Origin of the sequence: Zhouia amylolytica AD3 (genome assembly GCF_000511935.2) — a bacterium.
GTDB lineage: Bacteria > Bacteroidota > Bacteroidia > Flavobacteriales > Flavobacteriaceae > Zhouia > Zhouia amylolytica.
The window spans coordinates 44,934-68,148 of sequence record NZ_AYXY01000001.1; the positions used below are offsets into that span (position 1 = coordinate 44,934).

At 36.2% G+C, this 23,215-nt stretch carries 21 protein-coding genes; 12 read left to right on the top strand and 9 right to left on the bottom strand.

What is annotated here, in order from left to right; translation table 11 throughout:
* The 8 genes from cdd (at position 1) to P278_RS00225 (ending at position 8,282) form a co-directional block, all read left to right on the top strand.
* Positions 1-486, top strand: coding sequence for a cytidine deaminase (gene cdd / locus P278_RS00190; protein WP_038260543.1), 486 nt, complete (start codon positions 1-3; stop codon positions 484-486).
* 260 nt (positions 487-746) lie between these two features.
* Positions 747-1,745 (top strand): pyruvate dehydrogenase (acetyl-transferring) E1 component subunit alpha, encoded by a 999-nt coding sequence (pdhA, locus tag P278_RS00195; RefSeq protein WP_038260545.1) that lies wholly within the window; start codon positions 747-749, stop codon positions 1,743-1,745.
* Positions 1,746-1,751: 6 nt separating this feature from the next.
* Positions 1,752-3,380 carry a pyruvate dehydrogenase complex dihydrolipoamide acetyltransferase gene (locus P278_RS00200; protein WP_038260547.1) on the top strand — a complete coding sequence of 543 codons (1,629 nt, stop codon included), beginning with the start codon at positions 1,752-1,754 and terminating at the stop codon, positions 3,378-3,380.
* Between the two features lie 91 nt (positions 3,381-3,471).
* Positions 3,472-4,434, top strand: coding sequence for a M28 family metallopeptidase (locus P278_RS00205; RefSeq protein ID WP_038260549.1), 963 nt, complete (start codon positions 3,472-3,474; stop codon positions 4,432-4,434).
* Entirely contained in the window at positions 4,427-5,116 is a 690-nt protein-coding gene (locus tag P278_RS00210; RefSeq protein WP_038260551.1) for an SDR family NAD(P)-dependent oxidoreductase, read from the top strand. The genes P278_RS00205 and P278_RS00210 overlap by 8 nt, the downstream gene beginning before the upstream one ends.
* 12 nt (positions 5,117-5,128) lie before the next feature.
* Positions 5,129-5,728, top strand: coding sequence for a SprT-like domain-containing protein (locus P278_RS00215; RefSeq protein ID WP_038260553.1), 600 nt, complete (start codon positions 5,129-5,131; stop codon positions 5,726-5,728).
* 10 nt (positions 5,729-5,738) lie between these two features.
* On the top strand, positions 5,739-6,818 hold the full coding sequence (locus P278_RS00220; RefSeq protein WP_038260554.1) for a mannose-1-phosphate guanylyltransferase: 1,080 nt from the start codon (positions 5,739-5,741) through the stop codon (positions 6,816-6,818).
* 3 nt (positions 6,819-6,821) lie between these two features.
* Entirely contained in the window at positions 6,822-8,282 is a 1,461-nt protein-coding gene (locus P278_RS00225) for a DUF389 domain-containing protein (RefSeq protein WP_038260557.1), read from the top strand.
* Positions 8,283-8,308: 26 nt separating this feature from the next.
* Here P278_RS00225 and P278_RS00230 read toward each other — a convergent pair whose 3' ends face one another.
* Both P278_RS00230 and P278_RS00235 read right to left on the bottom strand, forming a co-directional pair.
* Positions 8,309-9,076, bottom strand: a complete 768-nt coding sequence (locus P278_RS00230) for an ABC transporter ATP-binding protein (RefSeq protein ID WP_038260558.1) — start codon at positions 9,074-9,076, stop codon at positions 8,309-8,311.
* 25 nt (positions 9,077-9,101) lie between these two features.
* Positions 9,102-9,839, bottom strand: a complete 738-nt coding sequence (locus P278_RS00235; protein ID WP_038260559.1) for an MlaE family ABC transporter permease — start codon at positions 9,837-9,839, stop codon at positions 9,102-9,104.
* A gap of 217 nt (positions 9,840-10,056) precedes the next feature.
* Between P278_RS00235 and pafA the strand changes: the two genes are divergently transcribed.
* A complete protein-coding gene (gene pafA / locus P278_RS00240; RefSeq protein ID WP_038260561.1) occupies positions 10,057-11,715 on the top strand; it encodes an alkaline phosphatase PafA in 1,659 nt (552 codons plus the stop codon).
* 90 nt (positions 11,716-11,805) lie between these two features.
* Here pafA and P278_RS00245 read toward each other — a convergent pair whose 3' ends face one another.
* Positions 11,806-13,284, bottom strand: coding sequence for an alpha-L-fucosidase (locus tag P278_RS00245; RefSeq protein WP_051413320.1), 1,479 nt, complete (start codon positions 13,282-13,284; stop codon positions 11,806-11,808).
* 100 nt (positions 13,285-13,384) lie between these two features.
* Positions 13,385-13,936 (bottom strand): glycosyl-4,4'-diaponeurosporenoate acyltransferase CrtO family protein, encoded by a 552-nt coding sequence (locus P278_RS00250; RefSeq protein ID WP_038261712.1) that lies wholly within the window; start codon positions 13,934-13,936, stop codon positions 13,385-13,387.
* Positions 13,937-14,289: 353 nt separating this feature from the next.
* Here P278_RS00250 and katG point away from each other — a divergent pair, with 353 nt between their 5' ends.
* From katG to P278_RS00265, 3 genes are all read left to right on the top strand, one after another.
* On the top strand, positions 14,290-16,512 hold the full coding sequence (katG, locus tag P278_RS00255; protein ID WP_051413321.1) for a catalase/peroxidase HPI: 2,223 nt from the start codon (positions 14,290-14,292) through the stop codon (positions 16,510-16,512).
* 213 nt (positions 16,513-16,725) lie between these two features.
* Positions 16,726-17,535 (top strand): alpha/beta hydrolase, encoded by an 810-nt coding sequence (locus P278_RS00260; protein ID WP_038260563.1) that lies wholly within the window; start codon positions 16,726-16,728, stop codon positions 17,533-17,535.
* 10 nt (positions 17,536-17,545) lie between these two features.
* Positions 17,546-18,166, top strand: a complete 621-nt coding sequence (locus P278_RS00265) for a hypothetical protein (RefSeq protein ID WP_038260565.1) — start codon at positions 17,546-17,548, stop codon at positions 18,164-18,166.
* 48 nt (positions 18,167-18,214) lie between these two features.
* Here the strand turns inward: P278_RS00265 and P278_RS00270 are convergent, their stop codons facing one another.
* From P278_RS00270 to P278_RS00290, 5 genes are all read right to left on the bottom strand, one after another.
* The gene (locus P278_RS00270; protein ID WP_152973865.1) at positions 18,215-19,138 is read right to left on the bottom strand and encodes a LytTR family DNA-binding domain-containing protein; all 924 of its coding nucleotides are present in this window, start codon (positions 19,136-19,138) and stop codon (positions 18,215-18,217) included.
* A 226-nt stretch (positions 19,139-19,364) separates the two neighbouring features.
* Positions 19,365-20,273: an endonuclease/exonuclease/phosphatase family protein gene (locus P278_RS00275; protein ID WP_038260569.1), complete on the bottom strand. Its 909-nt coding sequence runs from the start codon at positions 20,271-20,273 to the stop codon at positions 19,365-19,367.
* A 131-nt stretch (positions 20,274-20,404) separates the two neighbouring features.
* A complete protein-coding gene (locus P278_RS00280) occupies positions 20,405-21,637 on the bottom strand; it encodes a hypothetical protein (protein WP_038260571.1) in 1,233 nt (410 codons plus the stop codon).
* A gap of 185 nt (positions 21,638-21,822) precedes the next feature.
* A complete protein-coding gene (gene hemG, locus P278_RS00285) occupies positions 21,823-22,377 on the bottom strand; it encodes a menaquinone-dependent protoporphyrinogen IX dehydrogenase (RefSeq protein ID WP_038260573.1) in 555 nt (184 codons plus the stop codon).
* Between the two features lie 90 nt (positions 22,378-22,467).
* Entirely contained in the window at positions 22,468-23,190 is a 723-nt protein-coding gene (locus tag P278_RS00290; protein WP_038260575.1) for a hypothetical protein, read from the bottom strand.
* Between the last annotated feature and the right edge of the window lie 25 nt (positions 23,191-23,215).

Sequence of the window (23,215 nt, forward strand, 5' to 3'; positions counted from 1 at the left end):
ATGGAGAAGCTCACTGTTCAATCCGAATTTGAAATTTATGAAGGTCTTCAGGAATTGCCTGAAGATATTCAGGATTTAATGAGTCTGGCAGTTGAAACCAGAAAAAATGCCTATGCTCCTTATTCCAATTTTAAGGTGGGTGCGGCCATTCTTCTTGCTAATAAAGAGGTAGTGGTGGGGAATAATCAGGAAAATGCTTCATTCCCATCAGGACTTTGTGCTGAACGTGTTGCAATATATCACGCAGGTGCTAGGTTTCCTGAGGTTCGAATAAAAGCCATAGCCATCACTGCCTCATCCGATAAATATGTAACAAGTGCTCCGATTCCTCCTTGTGGTGCTTGTCGTCAAGCTATCGCCGAATATGAAATAAATCAGGAGTCTCCAATCCCTATCTACTTCATGGGGGCTGTGGGGAAAGTGATGAAATCAAATTCCTTAAAAGGTCTTTTGCCCTTGCTTTTCGATAAAAACAACTTTATTTAACAAAAAAATGAGATAAAAGCCTTTTTTCATTTTTTCACTTTTTTTGAATATGCTACTTTTGTAGTTCGCAATTAATTGTAATGATTTATCTGCTTAGAAAGTTAAAATAAGTGATTAAGGAAACGAGCATTAATAAATTTTAATTACAGCTTAAGCGTGTTGAAGTTTTTTAATGTGAGAACGAAGGCAATGAGTGGTTGCATACGGTCTCAATTTTATGAATTATTTTATATAGGTAGTAATTAGTAAAATTTAAACGTGTGAAAAAAGTTACTAAAGAAGTTTACCTGAAATGGTACGAAGATATGTTGTTTTGGAGAAAGTTTGAAGACAAGCTTGCGGCAGCATATATACAACAAAAGGTAAGAGGGTTTCTTCATTTGTACAACGGACAAGAAGCCGTTTTAGCAGGATCTTTACATGCTATAGATCCTAAAAAAGATAAACTGATAACAGCTTATCGAAACCACGTGCAGCCTATCGGAATGGGGGTAGACCCAAAACGAGTAATGGCCGAATTGTTCGGAAAAGGTACGGGTACTTCTCAAGGTTTGGGAGGTTCAATGCATATCTTCTCTAAAGAACATAACTTCTATGGAGGTCATGGTATTGTAGGAGGGCAAATTCCTCTTGGTGCCGGACTTGCATTTGCAGATAAATATCAGGGTAATGATGGGGTGACTTTATGTTATATGGGAGATGGTGCTGTTCGTCAGGGATCACTTCATGAAACATTTAATCTTGCAATGTTATGGAATTTACCTGTTGTGTTTATTTGTGAAAATAACGGATACGCAATGGGGACCTCAGTTGCAAGAACTGCTAACCATACCGACATCTATAAACTCGGACTTGGATATGATATGCCATGTGCGGCGGTAGATGGTATGAACCCTGTTAAAGTTGCAGAAGCCGTACATGAGGCTGTTGAAAGAGCTCGAAAAGGTGATGGCCCAACTTTCCTTGAGATTAAAACTTATAGATACAGAGGTCACTCAATGTCTGATGCTCAGCATTACCGAACTAAAGAGGAGGTAGAAGAGTACAAAAAGATTGATCCGATTACTCAGGTATTAGATATCATTAAAGAAAAGAAATACGCTTCTAAAGCGAAAATTGAAGAAATCAATAAGCGTGTAACTGATCGGGTTAAAGAATGTGAGAAGTTTGCAGAAGAGTCTCCGTTCCCTGAGAAAAATGTAATGTACGATACGGTATACGAACAAGAAGATTATCCGTTTTTATCACATAAACTTTAATATATAATGGCAGAAATCATTAATATGCCACGTTTGAGCGATACCATGGAAGAAGGTACCGTTGCAAAATGGCTTAAAAAAGTAGGAGACAAAGTAGAAGAAGGTGATATATTGGCCGAAATAGAAACAGATAAGGCTACTATGGAGTTCGAATCGTTCTATTCTGGAACACTACTTCATATTGGTGTTGCTGAAGGCGAAACTACAAAAGTTGATGAGCTTTTAGCTGTTATTGGTGATGAAGGAGAGGATGTAAATGCCATTATTAATGGTGCTCAGGCAACTGAAACAGTTGAAGAAAAAACGGAAACACCTCAGGAAACAACCGCTGATAAAGCAGCTCCGGCTGCAGAGATGCCGGAAGGTGTAGAAGTGGTTACCATGCCACGTCTGAGTGATACCATGGAAGAAGGTACCGTTGCGTCTTGGCTTAAGAAAATTGGAGATGAAGTCACTGAGGGAGATATTCTTGCTGAGATCGAAACTGATAAAGCCACCATGGAATTTGAGTCTTTCTATGCCGGGACCCTATTATATATAGGTGTTCAGGAAGGTGAATCTGCACCCGTTGATTCGATATTGGCGGTAATTGGACCTAAGGGTACCGATGTGGATGCAGTGCTTAACGCCTCTAAGTCTGGAGGAAGTGCTCAAACTGAGACTCCAAAGTCTGAACCTAAGAAGGATACAGCTGTGGCAAAACCAGAACCAGTGGTTGAAAGTAAACCTGCTGCAACAGTAACGACAAGTACAACTGCAGGAGGTAGAATTTTAGCCTCTCCACTTGCTAAAAAAATGGCTTCCGAAAAAGGAATCGATTTAGCAAATGTACAAGGTACTGGAGAAAATGGAAGAATTGTTAAAAAGGATATAGAGAGCTACAAACCAGTTGAAACTTCTGCTCCTGCTTCTACAGAGGTAAGTGGTGTTCAGCCATTTGTGCCTTCAGGTCAGGAAAGTGTTGAAGAGGTTAAGAACTCTCAAATGCGTAAAACCATTGCCAAACGTTTGGCAGAGTCTAAATTTAACGCTCCTCACTACTACTTGACAATAGAAGTAGATATGGACAATGCAATGGCTTCAAGAAAACAAATTAATAACCTGCCAGATACAAAAGTGTCTTTCAATGATATGGTAGTAAAAGCATGTGCGATGGCATTGAAAAAGCATCCTCAGGTTAATACTTCATGGAAAGGAGATACCACTCAGTATAACCATCATGTTCATGTAGGGGTAGCTGTTGCTGTAGATGAAGGACTTGTTGTTCCTGTGCTTAAGTTCACAGATCAGCTGGGCTTAACACAGATTGGCAGTCAGGTTAAGGACCTTGCGGGTAAAGCGAGAAATAAGAAGCTTACGCCTGCAGAAATGGAAGGAAGCACCTTTACAGTTTCTAACCTTGGTATGTTTGGTATTCAAGAGTTCACTTCTATTATCAACCAACCTAATTCTGCCATTCTTTCTGTAGGTGCAATTGTTCAGAAGCCAGTGGTTAAAGATGGACAGATTGTTGTGGGTAATACCATGAAAGTTACTTTAGCATGCGATCACAGAACTGTAGATGGTGCTACTGGAGCACAGTTTCTTCAAACCTTAAAAGCGTATATGGAGAATCCGGTTACTATGCTTGCGTAGACTACAAATAATATATATTTATTAGAAAGCTGCTTTGTTTATAAATAAAGCAGCTTCTTTTTTTATCTTTATATCCAATTAAAATTTAGAGATGATAAAAAATATACTTTTAGTGACAATCCTTGGCTTAATTGCATTTGGATGTAAGCCTTTGTCAAATAGCAAATATAATGACCGTGAAAATCCTGAATCTGTAACCGAAGAATCAGTAGCTGAATTAATGGATTTTTTGTCCTCAGATCTACTAATGGGTCGAGATTCCGGAACAAAGGGACTTGAAGAAGCCGCAAACTATATTGAACATGTTTTTTCTAAAAGCGGGGTGAAACCATATTTTGAAACCTACAAGGATTCTTTGTCAAATTTTAAAAATGCGTTTAATGTTGTCGGAGTAGTAGAAGGAAGTGATCCGGAGTTAAAAAATGAATTTATCGTTCTGGGAGCTCATTATGATCATGTTGGTATCATAGACGCAATAGAAAAAGATTCTATAGCCAACGGAGCGAATGATAATGCCTCCGGGACAACAGCAGTAATAGAATTAGCAGAATATTTCGGTAAGACAAAAGAAAATAAAAGAAGCCTGATATTTGCATTGTTCGCGGCCGAGGAAAAAGGATTGCTCGGGTCAAAGCACCTGGCACCAAAATTAAAAGAAAAAGGTATTAATCTATATGCAATGGTGAATTTTGAGATGATTGGGGTGCCTATGAGTAAAGGCTATACAGCCTATTTAACAGGGTATGAGGCCTCCAATATGGCGGCTAAGATGAATGAATATTCCGGAGATGAAAATTTAGTTGGTTTTTTACCTCAAGCTAAAGAGTTCAATTTGTTTAAAAGATCAGATAACTATCCTTTCTATGAAGTCTTTAAAGTGCCTTCTCAGACCTTATGCACATTCGATTTTACAAATTATGATTTTTACCACCATGTGGATGATGAAATGTCGGAGATAGACATACCACATATGACCTCATTTATCAAACAGATGATTCCAGTAATTACGCAAATGGCAAATACTAAAAAGAAGGAAGTTTATTTTTATGAGTAATAAGAAACATATAATTATAACCGGAGTTAGCCGTGGAATTGGATTTGAACTGGTAAAACTTTTTGCAGATGCAGGCCATAAAGTATTGGCTCTTTCCAGAAACGATAAACCCGTATCGCAGTTAGAGTATCCGAATGTTACCAGTTTTTCATTTGATTTAAACACTGATGAAGATGTTAATCGAGTGAAATCATTTGTAGAAAATGAATGGAAGCATGTAGATGTGCTTATCAATAATGCCGGTAGATTGCTCAATAAACCTTTTTCCGAAACCTCGCGAACTGAATTCGAGGCAGTGTACAAAGTAAATGTTTTTGGATTAGCAGAATTAACCAGAATAATTATTCCATATATGAACAAAGAAAGTCATGTTGTGAGCGTTAGCAGTATGGGAGGTGTACAGGGAAGTGTGAAATTTGCAGGGCTCTCAGCTTACAGTTCTTCAAAAGGAGCAGTGATTACACTTACCGAGTTATTAGCTGAAGAGTACAAAGAAACAGGTCCTTCATTTAATGTATTAGCATTGGGAGCCGTTCAAACTGAGATGTTGGAAGAAGCTTTTCCCGGTTACAAGGCACCATTATCAGCTTTGGAAATGGCAACTTATATTTATGAATTCTCCTTAAGTGGTCATAAATATTACAATGGTAAATTACTGCAGGTTTCGAATAGTACACCCTAAACAATTTGCTGAATGTTTGACGTCTTAAAAAAATATGTGCCGGATAATGCTGCTCAACCGTGCTTTGAATTGATTAAGCAAAATGAAGTTCATTTGAAAGTGGTTAATGAACGCGTAACACGTCATGGTGATTATAGGAGACTGTCCAATGGGATGCATCAAATAACAGTTAACGCCAGCCTCAATAAGTATCGCTTTTTGATAACGCTCATACATGAAATAGCACATTTAATTGCGTTTCAAAAGTATGGTCGTTATATCAAACCCCATGGCAATGAGTGGAAGTATACCTTTCAACAATTAATGCTGCCATTCATACGCCCGGAAATATTCCCTTCTGTCCTACTGCCTGTATTGGCAAATCATTTTAGAAATCCCAAAGCAAGTAGCGATACTGATGCTAAATTATCGTTAGCATTGAAGCAGTTTGATGAAGGACCCGATAAAACCTTTATATTTGAATTACCATATGGGAGTTTGTTTAGGATCTATAATGGTAAAATTTTTAAAAAAGGAAATAGAAAAATAAAGCGATATGAGTGTCTTGATGTAAATTCAGGCAAGGTGTATCTTTTTCAACCAAATGCTGAGGTTGAGGAACTCCCACAGTAAATCATTCAAGATGAATAAAAATTATTATGCGGTAATCATGGCCGGAGGCGTAGGTTCTCGGTTTTGGCCGTTAAGTACCCAAGGCTATCCAAAACAATTTCATGATCTTTTAGGGTCAGGGCAAACGCTTATTCAAAAAACGTTCTCACGCCTGAATCGTTTTATTCCAAAAGAGAACATATTGGTTTTAACCAATGAGCGATATAAAGAACTTGTTTTAGAGCAACTTGTGGATGTTAAAGAAGATCAGGTAATTTTGGAACCCGCAAGGCGAAACACAGCCCCTTGTGTTTTATATGCATCATTAAAAATTCTCAAAAAGAATCCAAATGCGCTTATGTTAGTTGCCCCTAGCGATCACTGGATTGAAGATGAATTTACTTTTGAGAAAAACATTAAAAGATGCTTTGAAGAATGCGCTCAAAAGGAGATTCTAATGACACTAGGAGTTAAACCAACTTTCCCTAATACAGGATATGGATATATCGAGTTCAAAAAGAAATCAGGAGTAGAAATTAAAAAGGTACGTCAGTTTAGAGAGAAACCTGACTATGAAACGGCTAAAATATTTTTAACAAAAGGAAACTTTTTATGGAATGCCGGAATTTTTGTTTGGGGGGTCCGGAGTATTGTAAATGCCTTTCAAAAGTTTCAGCCAGAGCTATACACCTTGTTTGCTCAGGGTATGGAAGTGTACAATTCCGATAATGAATCTGATTTTATAGCAGAAAATTATGAAAAGGCACAAGACATATCAATAGATTACGCAATCCTTGAGCACGCTAAAAATATTCATGTACTTTTAGCAGGTTTTGATTGGAACGATTTAGGAACATGGGGCTCTTTATATAATGAACTAGAGAAAGACGGAAACCAAAATGCCATTCTGAATGCAAAAACTTTGCTTACTAACAGTAATAGGAATATTATTAAAACAGGCCCGGGAAAAATTGTCGTTATGGAAGGATTAAATGATTATATTGTGGTGGATAAAGACAATATTCTTTTAGTTTATCCTAAAGAAAAAGAACAAGATATTAAAACAGTATTGGTTTCTGTTAAACAAAAGTTAGGCGATCATTTAATATAGCGCATGGAAGAGAAAGCAAACAATACCAATCAGGAAGACAAGGTACAAGAGGAGAAAATCAATCAAAGTACAGATAAGGTTAAAAAGGATTTTTCCGGCCTGCTAGGAAGTCTTAAGACCTTTCTGGCAGACCTTCTGGATATTAGAGGAAATACCGACCAAGAAACTACCATTGATGAAATCAAAGGGGATATAGCTTTTAAAGGCCATACTTCCTGGATTTTAATTTGTTCCATTTTTATAGCATCTGTTGGGTTAAATGCAAATTCAACCGCTGTAGTAATTGGAGCCATGTTAATTTCACCCCTAATGGGACCTATTTTGGGGATGGGAATGTCATTAGCAATTAATGATATAGACACTTTACGAAGATCCGTTAAAAACTTTCTCGTAATGGTGGTTTTAAGTGTTTTAACAGCTTTCTTGTTTTTTAAACTGTTTCCACTTCGAGATGAATCATCAGAACTTTTAGCTCGAACTGCTCCGGATATTCGGGACGTACTTATTGCATTTTTTGGTGGTTTGGCACTTGTAATTGCTCGTGCAAAAAAAGGTACAATAGCAAGTGTGATCTTTGGGGTAGCAATTGCAACAGCCTTAATGCCTCCGCTTTGTACTGTTGGTTTTGGACTTGCTATATGGAATTTACAATATGCCGGTGGAGCTATGTATCTCTTCATTATTAATACGATTTTCATAGGATTGGCTACCTTTTTGGTATTAAAGATTTTACGATTTCCGATGGTGCGCTATGCTAATTCGGCCAGAAGAAGGTTTATTGCAAGAGTAGCATCTATAGTAGCAATTATAGTTATAGTGCCTGCATTGTTTACGTTTTATAACGTGTGGCAGGAATCGATGTTTAAGAAGAATGCAAATTCATTTATTAATGAGAAGGTGAAAACTTATCAATTTTCAGATCAAGGATATTTTCTTGATAAATATAATACCATAGAATACAATGGAGGAGATAATCCAATAATTGAATTGGTTTTTGGTGGTGGCGAGTCCATACCCGATAATGTAATTCAAACTTGGAGAACACAAATGGCTACATATCCGTATCTGGAAAATGCAACATTGGAAATTAAAGGAGGTAAGGATGATTCTGAAGAAAAGTTTAAATACGTTTCGGAACTTTATGAATCAAAAAAGCGTGAAATGGAAACTAAAGATCAACGAATTTCAGTTTTGGAAAATGAATTGGAGAAGTTGAGTATGTATGCATATAACCAAATTCCGTTTGCCGAGATAAGTAAAGAAGCTAAAATAAATTATCAGAATCTTGAAGAATTTGCCTTTGCGTTTCAAATGAAAACTAATTACCAAAAAACTGATACCATACCGGTTTTTTATGTAAAGATGAAAAAGACAGCAACAGCCTCCAAGGAGTTAGAGAAAATGAAAGAGTGGCTAAAAGTTAGAACGAATAATACTAAGGTTGAAGTCAAACAAGTCAATTAAAAAAAGGAGCTCATGAGCTCCTTTTTTTAATTCCTTTCTTCAATATACATTTGTCTTACTTTTTTAAACAAGTCAGAAGAGTAAACAAAATTAGTTACTGCTTCATTATTTGTTTTGAAAATTTCGTTATTGGTGCCTTCCCATTCCTTATGACCATCTTTAAGAAAGATAATCTTTTCCCCGATTTCCATTACCGAGTTCATGTCATGTGTATTGATGACTGTGGTGATGTCATATTCTTTTGTAATTTCCTGAATGAGATTGTCTATTAAAATTGCCGTTTTTGGATCAAGTCCGGAATTAGGTTCATCACAAAATAGATATTTTGGGTTGTTGACAATAGCTCGGGCAATAGCTACACGTTTTTGCATACCACCGGATAATTCGGCCGGGTATTTTGTGTGCGCATTTTTAAGGTTTACCCTTTTTAAAACAAAATCCACACGTTCTTTCATTTCATCGTATTCCTTATGAGTAAACATTTTTAATGGAAACATTACATTCTCTTCAACATTCATGGAATCAAACAGGGCACTTCCCTGAAAAACCATTCCCATTTCTTGCCGGAGATTTCTTTTCTCATCATCGTTGAGTTCAGAATAAACCTTTCCGTCATAAATAATCTTTCCTTGGTCAGGAGTATGTAAGCCCAAGAGCGATTTAAGGAAAACGGTCTTACCTGAACCACTCTGACCAATAATAAGATTGGTTTTACCCTTGTCAAACACAGTTGAAATTCCTTTTAAGATTTCAACATTTCCAAACGATTTATGAAGATCTTCTACTACAATCATTTCCGTTGTTTTTTATGAGCATTGATTAACCCAACATCATTTGGGTAATAATATAATTTACAATAATGATAACGACACTCGTCCATACAAACGAAGTAGTACTGGCTTTTCCAACTTCTAGGGCACCACCTTTCATATAAAATCCATAAAAAGCAGGAATGGTGGCAAGTATAAAAGCAAAGATGATGGTTTTAGTGAAAGCATAGATCACATGAAAATCCTTAAAATCAACTTGAATCCCCTGTACGAACTCAGCACTGGTACTGTAATTTCCAAATACTGCAGCCACCCAGCCTCCAAATATACCCAGGTACATGGCAATGGCAATAATAAACGGATAAAGCATCAAAGCTATAATCTTTGGGAACACTAAATAGTTCAATGCATTAATACCCATTACTTCTAGGGCATCTATTTGTTCAGTGACACGCATGGTTCCTATACTTGAGGTAATATATGATCCTACTTTTCCTGCCATGATGATAGAGGTAAAAGTAGGTGCAAATTCAAGAATTACAGATTGGCGTGTTGCAAAACCAACTAAATATTTTGGAATCAGAGGGTTATCTATGTTTAGTGCAGTTTGAATGGCAACTACACCACCTACAAAAAATGAAATAAATACGATTATACCCAGAGAACCGAATATAAGGTCGTCGATTTCTTTTAAAATTAAAGTCTTCATAATCGACCATTTTGTAGGTTTATTGAAGACTTCTCTTATCATTAAAAAGTACTTGCCTATATTTTGAAGATACTTCATGTATTAAAATTCAGGTAATTATTTAAGGACACCCATCCCTAATAACAATACTGTCAGGATGATGGTCACTAAAAGTTAAAAATAGAATAACTGAGGTAAAAATAATAATCTTAAGCGGTATTTTAACCAATTCTTAAAGCGAATAATAATCGAATCCCCTATTTTTGTTTGTTTAGGTTCGTAAATTTTATATTAGAAATATTAAATACAAAACAAAGTGAAGAAAATTAAATTGTCAAAGCTTGCTTTTTTGACTGCCACAGCAGCTTTATTTCTTAGTAACGGTTTGAGTGCGCAATCGGTTAATGATGCTTATAAAAAACCCAAATTAGTTGTAGGTATCGTTGTCGATCAGATGCGGTACGATTATTTACCTCGTTTTTGGAATCGTTATGGAGACGGTGGATTCAAAAGAATGGTTGCCGAAGGATTTAACTGCAAAAACAATCATTTTAATTATGTGCCTACTTATACAGGGCCTGGCCATGCCTCAGTTTATACGGGAACAACCCCTGCCTTTCACGGAATTATAGCGAACGACTGGTATGATAAAACCATAGATGAAAGTGTTTATTGCGCTCAGGATGATAATGTAAATTCGGTAGGAACAAATTCGGATGCCGGTAAAATGTCTCCAAATAGAATGATAACGACCACAGTTACGGATCAATTGAGGTTAGCAACCCAAATGAGAGGTAAGGTCATAGGCATTGCTATTAAAGACAGAGGAGCTATCCTTCCAGCTGGTCATAGTGCCAATGCAGCCTATTGGTTCCATGGAAAGGATGAAGGTGCTTTTATTAGCAGTACTTATTATATGGATGAACTTCCTAAATGGGTGACCAGGTTTAATAAATCCGATGCGGCAAAACAATATAAGAAAGAGTGGAATACATTATATGATATTGAAACTTATACAGCCAGCGGTACTGATAAGAATAATTTTGAAGGAAAATTTAAAGGCGAGAAAGATGCGGTTTTCCCTCATAAATTGAATAAACTTTGGAAAGAGAATAACGAATATGATATCATTAAGGCAACGCCATTTGGTAATAGCCTGACTACCGACTTTGCTATTGCAGCAATTGAAGGAGAAGAATTAGGAAAAGATGACGAAACGGATTTTCTGGCGGTAAGCTTTTCAAGTACCGATTACGTAGGGCATCAATTTGGTGTTAATTCCGTTGAAATTGAAGATACGTATTTACGATTAGACCAGGATTTGGAGCGTCTGTTTAATAAGCTTGATCAAGAAGTAGGGAAAGGAAACTATTCGGTTTTTTTAACTGCAGATCATGCTGCTGTTCATGTACCTGCCTATTTGGAGTCTGTGAAGATTCCTGGGGGCTATTTTAGTACATCAGATTTTAAAGTTAAATTAAATGAGTTTCTGCAAGTGGAGTATGGAGCAAAAGGATTGGTTAAGAACTTCTCTAATTTTCAAATATTCCTTAATTATGAAAAACTGGAAGAGTTAGATCTTGATTTAGCTGAGGTTGAAGAGGCTATAGCTAATGAAGTGGTTAATTACGATGGTGTATTTGAAGTTTTTACAGCACAGGAGATGCGAAAGCATGACTTTACCCAACCAGTACCATATTTATTGCAAAAAGGATACAATCACAAACGATCAGGTGATGTTATGGTGGTTCTGGAACCGGGTGTGATAAGCTATTCAAGAACAGGATCAACACATGGATCTAATTTTAATTACGATACCCATGCACCGCTATTATTTTTCGGACATGGAATTAACCATGGAGAAACTACGGAAAGAACGGAAATACCTGATATAGCGCCAACAATCTCAGCATTGTTGGGAATCGCATTCCCGAATGCGACTACTGGAAATCCAATCAGTGAGGTTATAGACTAAATATAAATCTAATTAATTAAAAGGCCCTGTTTTTAACAGGGCCTTTTAATTTAGGCTTGATTAAAGATGACACTAAATGATATAGAACTTTTAATCAATAGCATCTATTTTTAGTACCCATGCTTTCTGCTCCTCTAGTTTCTTACGATACTTTAATGGAATGTCAACAATAAATCCATCACCAACTTTTTCCCATTTTAATGACTCATTGGTGCCTAGTAAAGTTATGGTTGCATTTTGAGAAGGAGCAATAGAAGATAACCACATTTTTGAAGGCATTTGCTTTTCGTTTTCATCAGGGAGATAGATTGCGTACACCGATTTTGTATGACGATTTTGCGTGAGTGCTATTTTTCCTTCTCGATAGGGAGCAATAGCCCTCGATTTGTAAATAGCTTCACCATTGATGTTCATCCACGCTCCGATTCCTTCCATAAGTTCATAAGCTTCCGGATCCAATTCTCCTTCGGGATTCGGAGCTATATTTAAAAGGAAATTACCACCTTTGGCAACAATGTCTACCATGGTGTGAATAATTTTACCTATTGGCTTATATTCCCGACTTTTTCTCCACGACCAACCATCCTTTGCACTCGTATAACAAGTCTCCCACGGAACCAGCATAGCATGATCAGGAACCCTGTTTTCTGGTGTAATATAGTTTTGGTAAGGGCCCTCAACAGCTCTGTCCACCACGATTAATCCTGGTTGCTTATCTCTTGCTTTCTTTGCAATCTCAGCCATTTTTAAATCTTGACTCTGAAGGTTAAATTGCTTAAAACCTTTCATACTTCGGTAAGCCCATAATTCCTGTTCGGTATAGGGTTGTACCCATCCACCATCAAGCCATAGTATGTCAATATTACCATAGTTGGTCATTAACTCATCTATTTGGTTATGGGTATACTGAACAAATTTATCCCATCGCTCGGGATAACGCTCTATGCTATAATTTGGATTTCGATCGGCGGTTGCATTCTCTGGCCACCAAAAGTAAGATGAGTGCCAGTCAGGTTTTGAAAAATAGGCACCGATCATAAAACCTTCTTTTCCAAATTCTTTAAAAATTTCTTTGGTAACATCCGCTTTCGGATGCTCGTGAAAGGGAGTGTTGACTGAGGTTATTTTATAGTCAGAATATTGAGTGTCATACATGGCGAATCCATCGTGATGCTTTGTAGTAAACACAACGTATTTCATGCCAGCTTCCCTGGCTGCTTTTGCCCATTTCTTGGGATTAAACTTTACAGGGTTAAAAGTATGCTGTAGACCTTCATAGTCTTTTTTATATTGCTCGTAATTATCGTTGTTCCTAAAACGCTTAATCCATTCTTCATCCTCACCACAAATGGACCAGGATTCAATAATTCCCCACTGACTGTAGGTGCCCCAATGCATCATTAATCCAAATTTTAGATCTTGCCATTTCGTTAATTTTTCTGACACCTTTGGGTCCGTAACAGGAGTATATTTTTGGTTTTCTTCCTGGGAAAATGAATGCAGGGAAGTTAGTAATAAGAATGCAATTAGCAGTTTAGACGTAATTTGATGGAAATATTTAAGAAGCATATAGTACTATGATTTAAAGAAAGGAACAATATAAATTAAAAAATCAGAAATACAATCGTTTGTTTGATATTGTAAAGTAAATGATAATTTCTGTGAGTATTTACAAGGATTGAATGCGCATACGGTGGTGTCGCTGTAACAAAACAGGATATAGATTCCCGAAAATATTTATAATAGTCATGAATAACCCCAGAAGTGCATAATTATGGAATATTAAAATTATAACCACAATTTGAATAATGATGAAAGATGCCAGGTGACCGAATTCTGATTGCTTGGTTTGGTAAACGAAACTCTGCAGTCCGGTTCGTTTACCATTAAAATACTTTTTCCTTTGTGTTTTATGCCCCCAGAAGAACAGTAATAATAATTTCTTGAAGAAAGCAATATTGAGGGTATCATATAATTTATTGGTCAATTTTTTGTTTTTAACCTTATAATAGGTTTCGGGAAGCATTTTGTGGGTTGCATAGGCAAATCCTGTAAAAGCAAATACCCCTGTAATGAATAGGGCTAATAATAAAGAAAGAATAAAAATTTCTGTAATTGAATAGTCTTGAGGATGGGTATTGATTAGATTCCTGATTAGATCAAAGGATCGATAAAGAAGAAATACGGAGAATAAAGGAAATAGAATTTTCTTTACAGTCATAGCCATTATTTCATATTTAGCAGTTGAATATACCCTTTTCTTATCTATCTACCTATATCTGAAGGAATCCATTTGTGGAAAAGTCGTCTGTAAAGATATCTTGTTGATTTTAGTAACCTTATCAAAACAACCGGTAAAGTGAAGTTAGCAATTAATTAAGTAATTGATAAATATAACTTATTCATACTTAGTCGCTTTCTCTTTTAGTTAGAATTCCGTAAATTAATCAGACGTTTATAATAATTATGATTTTATAGTTTTAATCTATTGAAATTAAAAATCAATAATTATTTTTTATGGTAAATTTGAATAGTTAAGAAAGAAAAATATAGAACTCAAAAAACCTTAAAAAAATGGAAAATAACAAACACATGAGTCATTCATCACATAATTCTAATGGCGAAAGTAAATGTCCGTTCTCTGGAGGGGCACCTAAAAAAGCTGCCGGTGGTGGAGCTAGAAATAGAGACTGGTGGCCCAATCAGTTAAAGGTCAATATCCTGAGGCAACACTCTTCATTATCTAATCCTATGGGTGATGATTTTGATTATGCAAAGGCATTCAAAAGTCTGGATTACGATGCGCTGAAAAAAGATTTAAATGATTTAATGACTGATTCACAAGACTGGTGGCCTGCTGATTTTGGACACTATGGTGGTTTGTTTATACGTATGGCATGGCACAGTGCTGGAACCTATAGAATAGGAGATGGTAGAGGAGGTGCTGGTGCTGGTCAACAAAGGTTTGCACCGCTCAATAGCTGGCCGGATAATGCCAGTTTAGATAAAGCACGCAGGTTGTTATGGCCTATTAAACAAAAATATGGTAAAAAGATCTCTTGGGCAGACTTGATGGTGTTAGCAGGAAATGTAGCTTTGGAGTCCATGGGTTTTAAAACTTTTGGATTTGCAGGAGGTCGTGAAGATGTTTGGGAGCCTGAAGAAGATGTATATTGGGGTTCCGAAACTAATTGGTTAGAAGATAAAAGATATTCAGGAGAACGTGATTTGGAAGATCCTTTGGCTGCGGTGGTAATGGGGTTGATATATGTTGACCCGGAAGGTCCTAACGCTAACGGTGATCCTGTGAGTGCTGCACGCGATATAAGAGAAACCTTCAAGAGAATGGCCATGAATGATGAAGAAACAGTAGCTTTGATTGCTGGAGGTCACTCTTTCGGAAAAACACATGGAGCTGCTGACCCAGGTCAGTATGTAGGTCCCGAGCCAGAAGCTGCTCCTATAGAAGAGCAAGGTTTTGGCTGGAGGAATAGCTATAAATCCGGAAAAGGACCTGATGCAATTACTGGAGGTCCGGAAGTTACCTGGACACAGACACCAACCCAATGGAGTAATTATTTCTTTGAAAACTTGTTTGGCTACGAATGGGAACGAACTAAAAGCCCAGCAGGTGCTATACAATGGGTGGCCAAAAATGCCGAGGCTGCTATACCGGATGCTTTTGACAATACAAAAAAGCACTTGCCAACAATGTTAACTACAGACCTGTCACTTAAATTCGATCCGGAATATGAAAAGATTTCAAGAAGATTCTATGAAAATCCTGATGAGTTTGCCGATGCCTTTGCACGTGCTTGGTTCAAGCTAACTCATCGAGATATGGGACCTAAGGCGAGATATCTCGGACCTGAAGTGCCAGCTGAAGATTTGATCTGGCAAGACCCAATCCCAGAGGTAAACCATGAGGTTGTTAATGCCGAGGATATAAAGTCACTTAAAAATATAATTTCAGAGAGTGGTTTATCGATATCGGAATTAGTGAGTACCGCCTGGGCTTCAGCTTCTACGTACCGGGGTTCAGATAAACGAGGTGGTGCTAATGGTGCCAGAATTCGTTTAACTCCCCAAAAAGATTGGGAAGTAAATAAACCGAAACAATTGGCCAAAGTACTTGAGGTGTTAGAGAATATTCAAAGAGACTTTAACAGTGGAAGTAAAAAGGTTTCAATGGCAGACCTTATTGTTTTAGGTGGTTGTGTAGGTGTTGAAAAGGCAGCTAAAAAAGCAGGTTACGATATTAGTGTTCCTTTTACCCCTGGAAGAATGGATGCTTCTCAGGAACAAACGGAAATTGATTCTTTTGCATATTTGGAACCTGTGGCAGATGGATTCCGAAACTACCGTAAAACAAAGTTTCCTGTCTCTACAGAAGAATTATTGATCGATAAGGCTCAGCTATTAACCCTAACAGCTCCTGAGATGACAGTCCTATTGGGTGGCTTACGGGTGTTAAACACCAATTTTGATGGTTTGGATCATGGAGTTTTTACAGAGCAGCCTGAAGTGCTGAGCAATGATTTCTTCATAAACCTGTTAAGCATGGATACCACATGGAAACCAGTGACTGAAGATAATGAGATTTTTGAAGGTCGTGATCGTAACTCAGGAGCACTGAAATGGACAGGCTCGCGTGCCGATTTAATTTTCGGATCAAATTCCGAGTTGAGGGCAGTTGCAGAAGTTTACGGATGTTCAGATAGTAAAGATAAATTCGTACACGATTTTATTGCAGCGTGGAATAAGGTAATGAACCTCGATCGTTTCGATCTTGCCTAAGCAGATTTTTAACACTTATAAAATCCTTTAAAGGTGGTCTTCGGACCACCTTTTTTATTAGACTAAAAAAAATATCCCTAAATGCCTATTCAACAAAATGGGCATTACATCACAAAACTACGACCCTTCACACCAAGCCCTGTTTTATAGTCCTTTAGTGCCTTTAGACTGAATAATTTTACCCTATTGAAAATTCATTCTAAAAACATTTTTATGAAAAAACAAATTTGGAAAACTATCTGGCTTTTTAGTTTTATTATAGGGACTTTTAGCCTTAACGGTTGTACAAAAGAAGAATTATTATCGCAGATTCAACATGAATCATTCTCCATGATTTCGGAATACACCAAAACCAAATATCGTATAAACATTATGTATCCCGAAAGATTCAATACGGAAAATAATTACCATACAATATTTCTTTTAGATGGAGATGATTATTTCAATGAAGCAGCGAATGTCATTGCCAGATTAAGTAAGGAAAAAATAGTCCTTGTTGGAATTGGATATGCAGATAAAAATCAGAGAGGTACAGATTATTCTTTTCCTGAAGATAAAGACTTCCCTGGTGATTCAGGTGGTGCTTTGGCATTTCTTAAATTTTTAAACAACGAACTCATTCCATGGGTCGAAATTAATATGGGCATTCATAGTAGTGATAAAACCCTGTTTGGTCATTCTTTGGGAGGGTATTTTGCGCTCTTTACCCTATTTCAGCAAAATCAGACAAATCCGTTCGATAATATCATTGCTGGCAGCTCCAACCTCATGTGGTACAATGCTTACCTATTCGATTTGGAACAGGATTATTATAATGCCTTTAAAGGTTTGGAAATAAGATTGTTTCTTGCTGTGGGTGATCTCGAAGGAGCCTCCTTAAACTTGTTTCATGATGCGTTTGTTGAAAAATTAAGGAGTAGATCGTATTCAGGGTTCAGCTTAAATTTTGAACGACTTAAAAATACCTCGCATAGAAATAGTCCTATAGTCACCTTTGAAAACTCAGTTTCAATTTTATTTTAATAAAGTCCTCATGAAAAATCAACTATTCATCATAATAACCTTAATTACATTTAAAACCATTGGTCAAACCCAGCCTTCGGTTAAATACCCGGAGAAAAAAAAGTGGAGGTTGGAGCTTTTATTTACCCAAGATATTCTAAATACCAGCTATGGAGATAATTTTGGTTTCGTATTTAAAGTGAAAAGACCTGCTTTTCAAAAAAAGCATTTTGACATTTATTATGGGGTTTGTTATCAAAATAGCTATATAGATGAAACCGATAATTTATTTACGAAGGGAATAGATGGCTATACCAAAGACAATGGACTATATGTGGTATATGAACTACGCTACCAGCCTTTTCAAAAGAAAAAGTTTTATGTGTCTCTTGAGCCATTTATCGGATTAACCCATTTAAAATCAAAAGGAACTTTACGAATACCCGAACATGATGTCTACCAAAAATATAAGAATAACTATACGTACTTTAATTATGGGTTGTCCCAATCAATTGGAATTAATATAAATGATTTTAGTATTAGTGGTTTTGCATGGGGATCCTTAAAAGGATTTTTAGACAATGGAAGAAGTCGCCCTGCAGATTTTGATTCACGACTTTTTCTGGGGATTGGCTTAGGCTATTCTTTATAAATATGAAATAGGGAGTATAAAATTATGAAGGTGTAATCTGAGTCCTGATTACACCTTTTCAGAATGAAAAGCTTCCTTAAATACCTGAAACTTATTTCTTGAAACTGGAACCTCCTCCTTTACTCCATTAAAAATAATCCGATAATTTCGAGCATTTCCGGCAGTAGCCTTAATATTTTTAATATTTACAACATACGATCGATGGGTGCAAATGATAAAAGGAAATTTGTCTAAAGCGTTTTCTAAAGTTTGAATTCCAATTCGATAGGGTTTACAGGCCACCCCGTTAGTGCTTTTGGAATACAAGTCAATATAATTTCCATCGGCCTTTGCAAAGAGAAATTTATCAGTGTCGAGTTCTATTAATTCAGTTTTATTATTGGTTTGAATCCTAACAACATCACCTTCACTGTTTTTGGTAAAATCAATCCTACGCTGTAGTTCTTCATTGAATAAAGAAACTTCCTTTAAGTTTTGTTTTAAAATAATGGTGTAATTAAACCAAACAATCAAAAATGTAGGTAGCGAGCCAACAGCAACGACATAAAAGGAAGCGTTTATAAACTTTAATAAAAGATTAGTGTTATGATGTTCTTTTTCAATAATATAAGCCATTATGTTATTGCAGACTGCAATAAAGAAAAGCAGAGAAACAATTAAAAGAAACTCTTTGCCGATGGTCCAATGCTCCCTTGTAATTGGATTGAAAAATAACCTGGGTACCAACTCTGTGATAAATAAAATACTGCAAAAACTGGATAAACCGGCTAGGGTGCAAACCTGTATTTTAGAAAGTATAAATTGGCTATTGACCTGATCAATATCCAAGGCAAACCAATTGATCATTGAAATAAGTAGTCCAATTGCCATAGCAACCCCCAAATTTCGTTTAAAATAAAACAAATACGGATAAGGCTTATTGATAATAGGAATTATGTATTGTTGTAACACTAAGTCTAATTTTAGGATCAAAGGTAAAACTTTTAAAAACCCAGAAATGATTTTTACAGGATAACAAAAGTTAAGTTTTTATCACCATTTTATTTTTTATACAAACATAGCCTTGGGTGGCAAATTGCCTGAACCAGAATTGGTGTATCAATTCCGCTTAAAATTCGACTGTTTAGAAATTTTAAAAAAAGTAATAATTGAGTAAAATCATACCATCTATACCTTAGCCGGATCAGTATAAAGAAACTTAAGGTGTTTTCTGAGTATTGAATTCAGCCATAACCGGATAATGGTCAGACAATAGACTTGTATCTTCTTGGTTAAAGAAAGTAACCTTCATACATTTTTTTGCCAACTCCGGATTCGCAAAAATATAATCAATCCGTTGTCGGTTTTTGATTATTGAATTAGCAGTATTGTTGTATTTCCCAATTAACGCCGGAGTAGGAAAAGTGAAATTTTTATTAGAAGGCATTATTGTATTAATACTAACATCAATAGCAGGAATGCTTAAAAACTTTGAAATTACAGCGTAGTCAAACTCTCCAAGTCTTAGGTTTGAGTATTTTTCATTGCTTTTTGATCTATCTTTAAGAGCCGGCTTTGATTCCATCCAGTAGGCATCAAAAGGGGAGAAGGCATTAAAATCACCTAAGATTAAGTAATTTTTATGAGCGTTCTCTGAAATAAGCTTAGTAATGTACTGCGCTTCTTTTAATCTGATATCAGCATCAGAAGGCGAAAGGTGAACTATATAAAAATCAATCCCATAAGTCTCACAATGTAATAAACCATGCCAGAAAGGTTTTTTTATTCGATCTTTTACAATGATGGGTTGATTTGAAGTTATTCCGGTAGGGTATCCTTCTGTCTTTAAAATTGCTACATACTCATGCCCCCATTTCAAAGCATCTTCCTTAAGTTGTTCTTCAGTATAACCACATAATTCCTGTAGTGCTAATACATCCGGATTTTGTGCTTTAACCCATGCCGTTAAATTCGATTTGCGCTCTATGTCTTTACCCCAGTCAAAACCATTCCAGATATTATAGGTCATTATCTTCAAGGAGGATTTCTCTTTTTGTTGAGAATGTCCGATTGTGGAAATACTTGAGATGAATAGGAGGGCAAGAATGAATTTGTTGAGGTTGAGCATCGATGTGTAGCCTTTAATAGTTTTTTGAACAATAGATAAAACTAAATATTTGATGGAAAATGAACAAGTTAAACATACTGGAAAATAAAATCAGGTTTATGAATAAGCAAAAAGCTTAGAGATTTTCAGAATCAATGTACTCGCTTTTCAAGCTTTAGAGACTCCGCTCCATTCGTAACTATAATTTCATAAGTGCCTTTTTTCAAGCCTAGATGGCCTGTCAGATTTCGATTCGTAACTTCGGTAACATCAATTGGAACCGCTAAATCTATGGGCTCTCCCTTTTTATAAGCTAGTAACATTACCGGAAATTCAATTGAAATATCTTTTAAGTTAATGGAAACATTTTTGTTTGCTCCTTGAAAGACCCAATGTGGCCGGTTATTAATATAGGAGGTTAAAGGATGTAAAACAATAAGATCAGCCCAGGCTTCCCTACGTTTATAAGGTAGAGCTTCACCTGTTGTCTTGTTAATAATAACAGAAGATTCATCAATATCAAAAGCTTTCCTGAATGGATGGTTGAATTTCACATCACTTCTTTCACTATAAATCACCTGATTTATAGTTAACGGATCTATTCCGGTATATTCAGTTAAACGTGAGGCCATGGCTTTTTCCCATGATTTATGTTTCCCTTCTAGGACGTGTTCAAAACCACAATGAATTAAAAACTTTTCATTGGGTTTGGTGCTCATATACTTTTGGATGTTCTGGGCTTGTGCGATCTCTCTCTCTTTACCATTTCCCTCACCCGTATTTTCATACGGAAAAAGCTCATAGCCAATAGCTAAAGCCTCACGAATCAAATTTCCGAATTGAGGATCCTTGGTGTAATACCCGGATTCGAGAATGGGATATTTCCTGATATTGATTTCTTTATCCAGGTAACCTCCATTCCCAAGAGCTTCAAGGCCAAGGTTTCTATATCCGAGATCATAGAGCTCTTTAAGAAGAGACTTTGTAAAAACACGGTGAAAAGAGTTGTGATGAGCCTCGTTAATAATAATTACATTGGTTTTCTTAGCTTTTTCAATAATATACTTTTTAGCATTTAGAGTGGCATACAAATCTTTTATAGAATCAATTTGAATGGAATTGTAATTTCGCTCCCTGGTACCCATAGCCAAATCCCATTCAATAAGGGCATTTCTATAATCGCCTTTGTTGGCATAGTTTGCAGCCGATAATTGATGCTTCCAGGGTACAGTGTCTTTAGCAACCTTATTGGCGATTGAAGAAGAAAATTGATAAGGTGTTTTAAAATCATTTTTTTCAGTGATATTTTTCGATGAATGACAATTTGAAAACACAATCATGATAAGACCCACTGAAAAAGTCTTAGAGAATTTTTTTAAATACATGTTGTTGGTTTTGATTGATAAAAACAAATATAACTAAATAATTAGTTTTAACTAATTATTTAGTTTGAAGAAGGTGGTTTGAATCTTCAGTACTGTTGTTGAAGAGTTTCATAAACTTTAAGATCAAATTTGGTTTATCTCAAAATTTGAGAGGGTATTATAAGTGGAATATACCTTTCAAATGGTTATTCAGTACTGTCTGGATTGGTTCTTTTTCCAAGTTGGAGTATTTCTCCTGCGAATTTCTCGACGCGTTGCCAATCTGTATATTCTATGGGGTGTTCTGTGCTGGTTGGACCATTGGTGAATAACATAATAAGTTTAATCATTAACTTATCGGTAAATGAATATATGCTATAATCAAGCCTGCCAGCGAAAACTTCTAATAAATTGGGTGACCAATGAATTGACTTAATGAATTTTTGCATATATGGATTGGTATCCGGACTGTTTTTGTCGTTTTTACGAGCGACAAGATTCACAGAAAAAAAGGCCGTATTTATCTTATTTAATTGGTCTGTATGATTAACAACAAAATTTTCAATTAAAGGATGATGCTTCCCGTAGCGAATACTTGAGCCAATAACGAAAATTTCATAATCCGATAGGTGCTTTTGAAATTGGTCAATGGAACATAGGTCTACCTCAATTCCCTCCTGACGAATGATACTGGCCAATTTTTCACAGATTTTTCTGGTTTGACCATCAACTGACGAAAATACAATTCCTATGGGATTCATTTATAAGGTAACGAATTTAAGTGATCGAATCTTTTTTAAGTAAAAAGAAGAGGCGCTTTCCGTATGATCTGCCTGCTTTTTGTAATCGGTTTAGGAGCCAGGGAATTCATGAATCCTCTTAAATGTTCGTGTTACAGTACTGTCCGTATTTAAAAGCTGTAATGTAATTGTGTCTTTATTAATTTTCATATTCCAAAAATTTCGTTGAAGATGCGCGCCATACGGTATCAACTCAACCTCAGGTTTATGTCCGTGAACATTATAAACCCCATTAATATTTACTGTGCCAGAACTTATAACAAAGCGTTTGTCCCATCTGAAAAATATATAATCACTATCAATTATACGGTCAGGATCTTTAAAATAAGGTCCTGAACCAATTGCCTCATTTAATTTCCATAATCCAAATAATTCATCACCATGAGTCATGGGGAGTTTTTGAGCCTGCTCTAAAATTACTTCAACCATTTGTCCATCCTGAATTCGATTCAATGTCATGGATTTATTATCTATTTCAACCTTAAATGGTTCATTAGAATCATGGATTCCGTTGGTGTTAATAATAGTTAGGGACCCCGTATCTTTATCAAAGTTATAAGTGCCGAAAGAATGCTGCAACCACCCATTACCTGATTCTTGAGTGAAATCGGAATGAAAACGTACCCATCGTGCATCAGGAGTCATTTTTTCATTTCCAACGGTTGCTGATTTTATAACCCATTGTCCTTCAATTTTCGATTCGTTTTGGCAACTGATCAGTGATAAAGTGGAGGTGAAGAAGATTAATAATTTCAATTTTATAGAAACATTCATTTCTGTATGATGCTTTTAATATTAG

Excerpts from the sequence above, each read along its gene's own strand:
- cdd (WP_038260543.1), top strand. The coding sequence starts at position 1 with ATGGAGAAGCTCACTGTTCAATCCGAATTTGAAATTTATGAAGGTCTT.
- P278_RS00275 (WP_038260569.1), bottom strand. The coding sequence starts at position 20,273 with ATGCTCAACCTCAACAAATTCATTCTTGCCCTCCTATTCATCTCAAGT.
- P278_RS00205 (WP_038260549.1), top strand. The coding sequence starts at position 3,472 with ATGATAAAAAATATACTTTTAGTGACAATCCTTGGCTTAATTGCATTT.
- P278_RS00235 (WP_038260559.1), bottom strand. The coding sequence starts at position 9,839 with ATGAAGTATCTTCAAAATATAGGCAAGTACTTTTTAATGATAAGAGAA.
- P278_RS00250 (WP_038261712.1), bottom strand. The coding sequence starts at position 13,936 with ATGACTGTAAAGAAAATTCTATTTCCTTTATTCTCCGTATTTCTTCTT.
- hemG (WP_038260573.1), bottom strand. The coding sequence starts at position 22,377 with ATGAATCCCATAGGAATTGTATTTTCGTCAGTTGATGGTCAAACCAGA.
- P278_RS00265 (WP_038260565.1), top strand. The coding sequence starts at position 17,546 with ATGAAAAATCAACTATTCATCATAATAACCTTAATTACATTTAAAACC.
- P278_RS00220 (WP_038260554.1), top strand. The coding sequence starts at position 5,739 with ATGAATAAAAATTATTATGCGGTAATCATGGCCGGAGGCGTAGGTTCT.
- P278_RS00260 (WP_038260563.1), top strand. The coding sequence starts at position 16,726 with ATGAAAAAACAAATTTGGAAAACTATCTGGCTTTTTAGTTTTATTATA.
- P278_RS00225 (WP_038260557.1), top strand. The coding sequence starts at position 6,822 with ATGGAAGAGAAAGCAAACAATACCAATCAGGAAGACAAGGTACAAGAG.
- P278_RS00290 (WP_038260575.1), bottom strand. The coding sequence starts at position 23,190 with ATGAATGTTTCTATAAAATTGAAATTATTAATCTTCTTCACCTCCACT.
- P278_RS00230 (WP_038260558.1), bottom strand. The coding sequence starts at position 9,076 with ATGATTGTAGTAGAAGATCTTCATAAATCGTTTGGAAATGTTGAAATC.
- P278_RS00210 (WP_038260551.1), top strand. The coding sequence starts at position 4,427 with ATGAGTAATAAGAAACATATAATTATAACCGGAGTTAGCCGTGGAATT.
- katG (WP_051413321.1), top strand. The coding sequence starts at position 14,290 with ATGGAAAATAACAAACACATGAGTCATTCATCACATAATTCTAATGGC.
- P278_RS00280 (WP_038260571.1), bottom strand. The coding sequence starts at position 21,637 with ATGTATTTAAAAAAATTCTCTAAGACTTTTTCAGTGGGTCTTATCATG.
- P278_RS00215 (WP_038260553.1), top strand. The coding sequence starts at position 5,129 with ATGTTTGACGTCTTAAAAAAATATGTGCCGGATAATGCTGCTCAACCG.
- P278_RS00200 (WP_038260547.1), top strand. The coding sequence starts at position 1,752 with ATGGCAGAAATCATTAATATGCCACGTTTGAGCGATACCATGGAAGAA.
- P278_RS00245 (WP_051413320.1), bottom strand. The coding sequence starts at position 13,284 with ATGCTTCTTAAATATTTCCATCAAATTACGTCTAAACTGCTAATTGCA.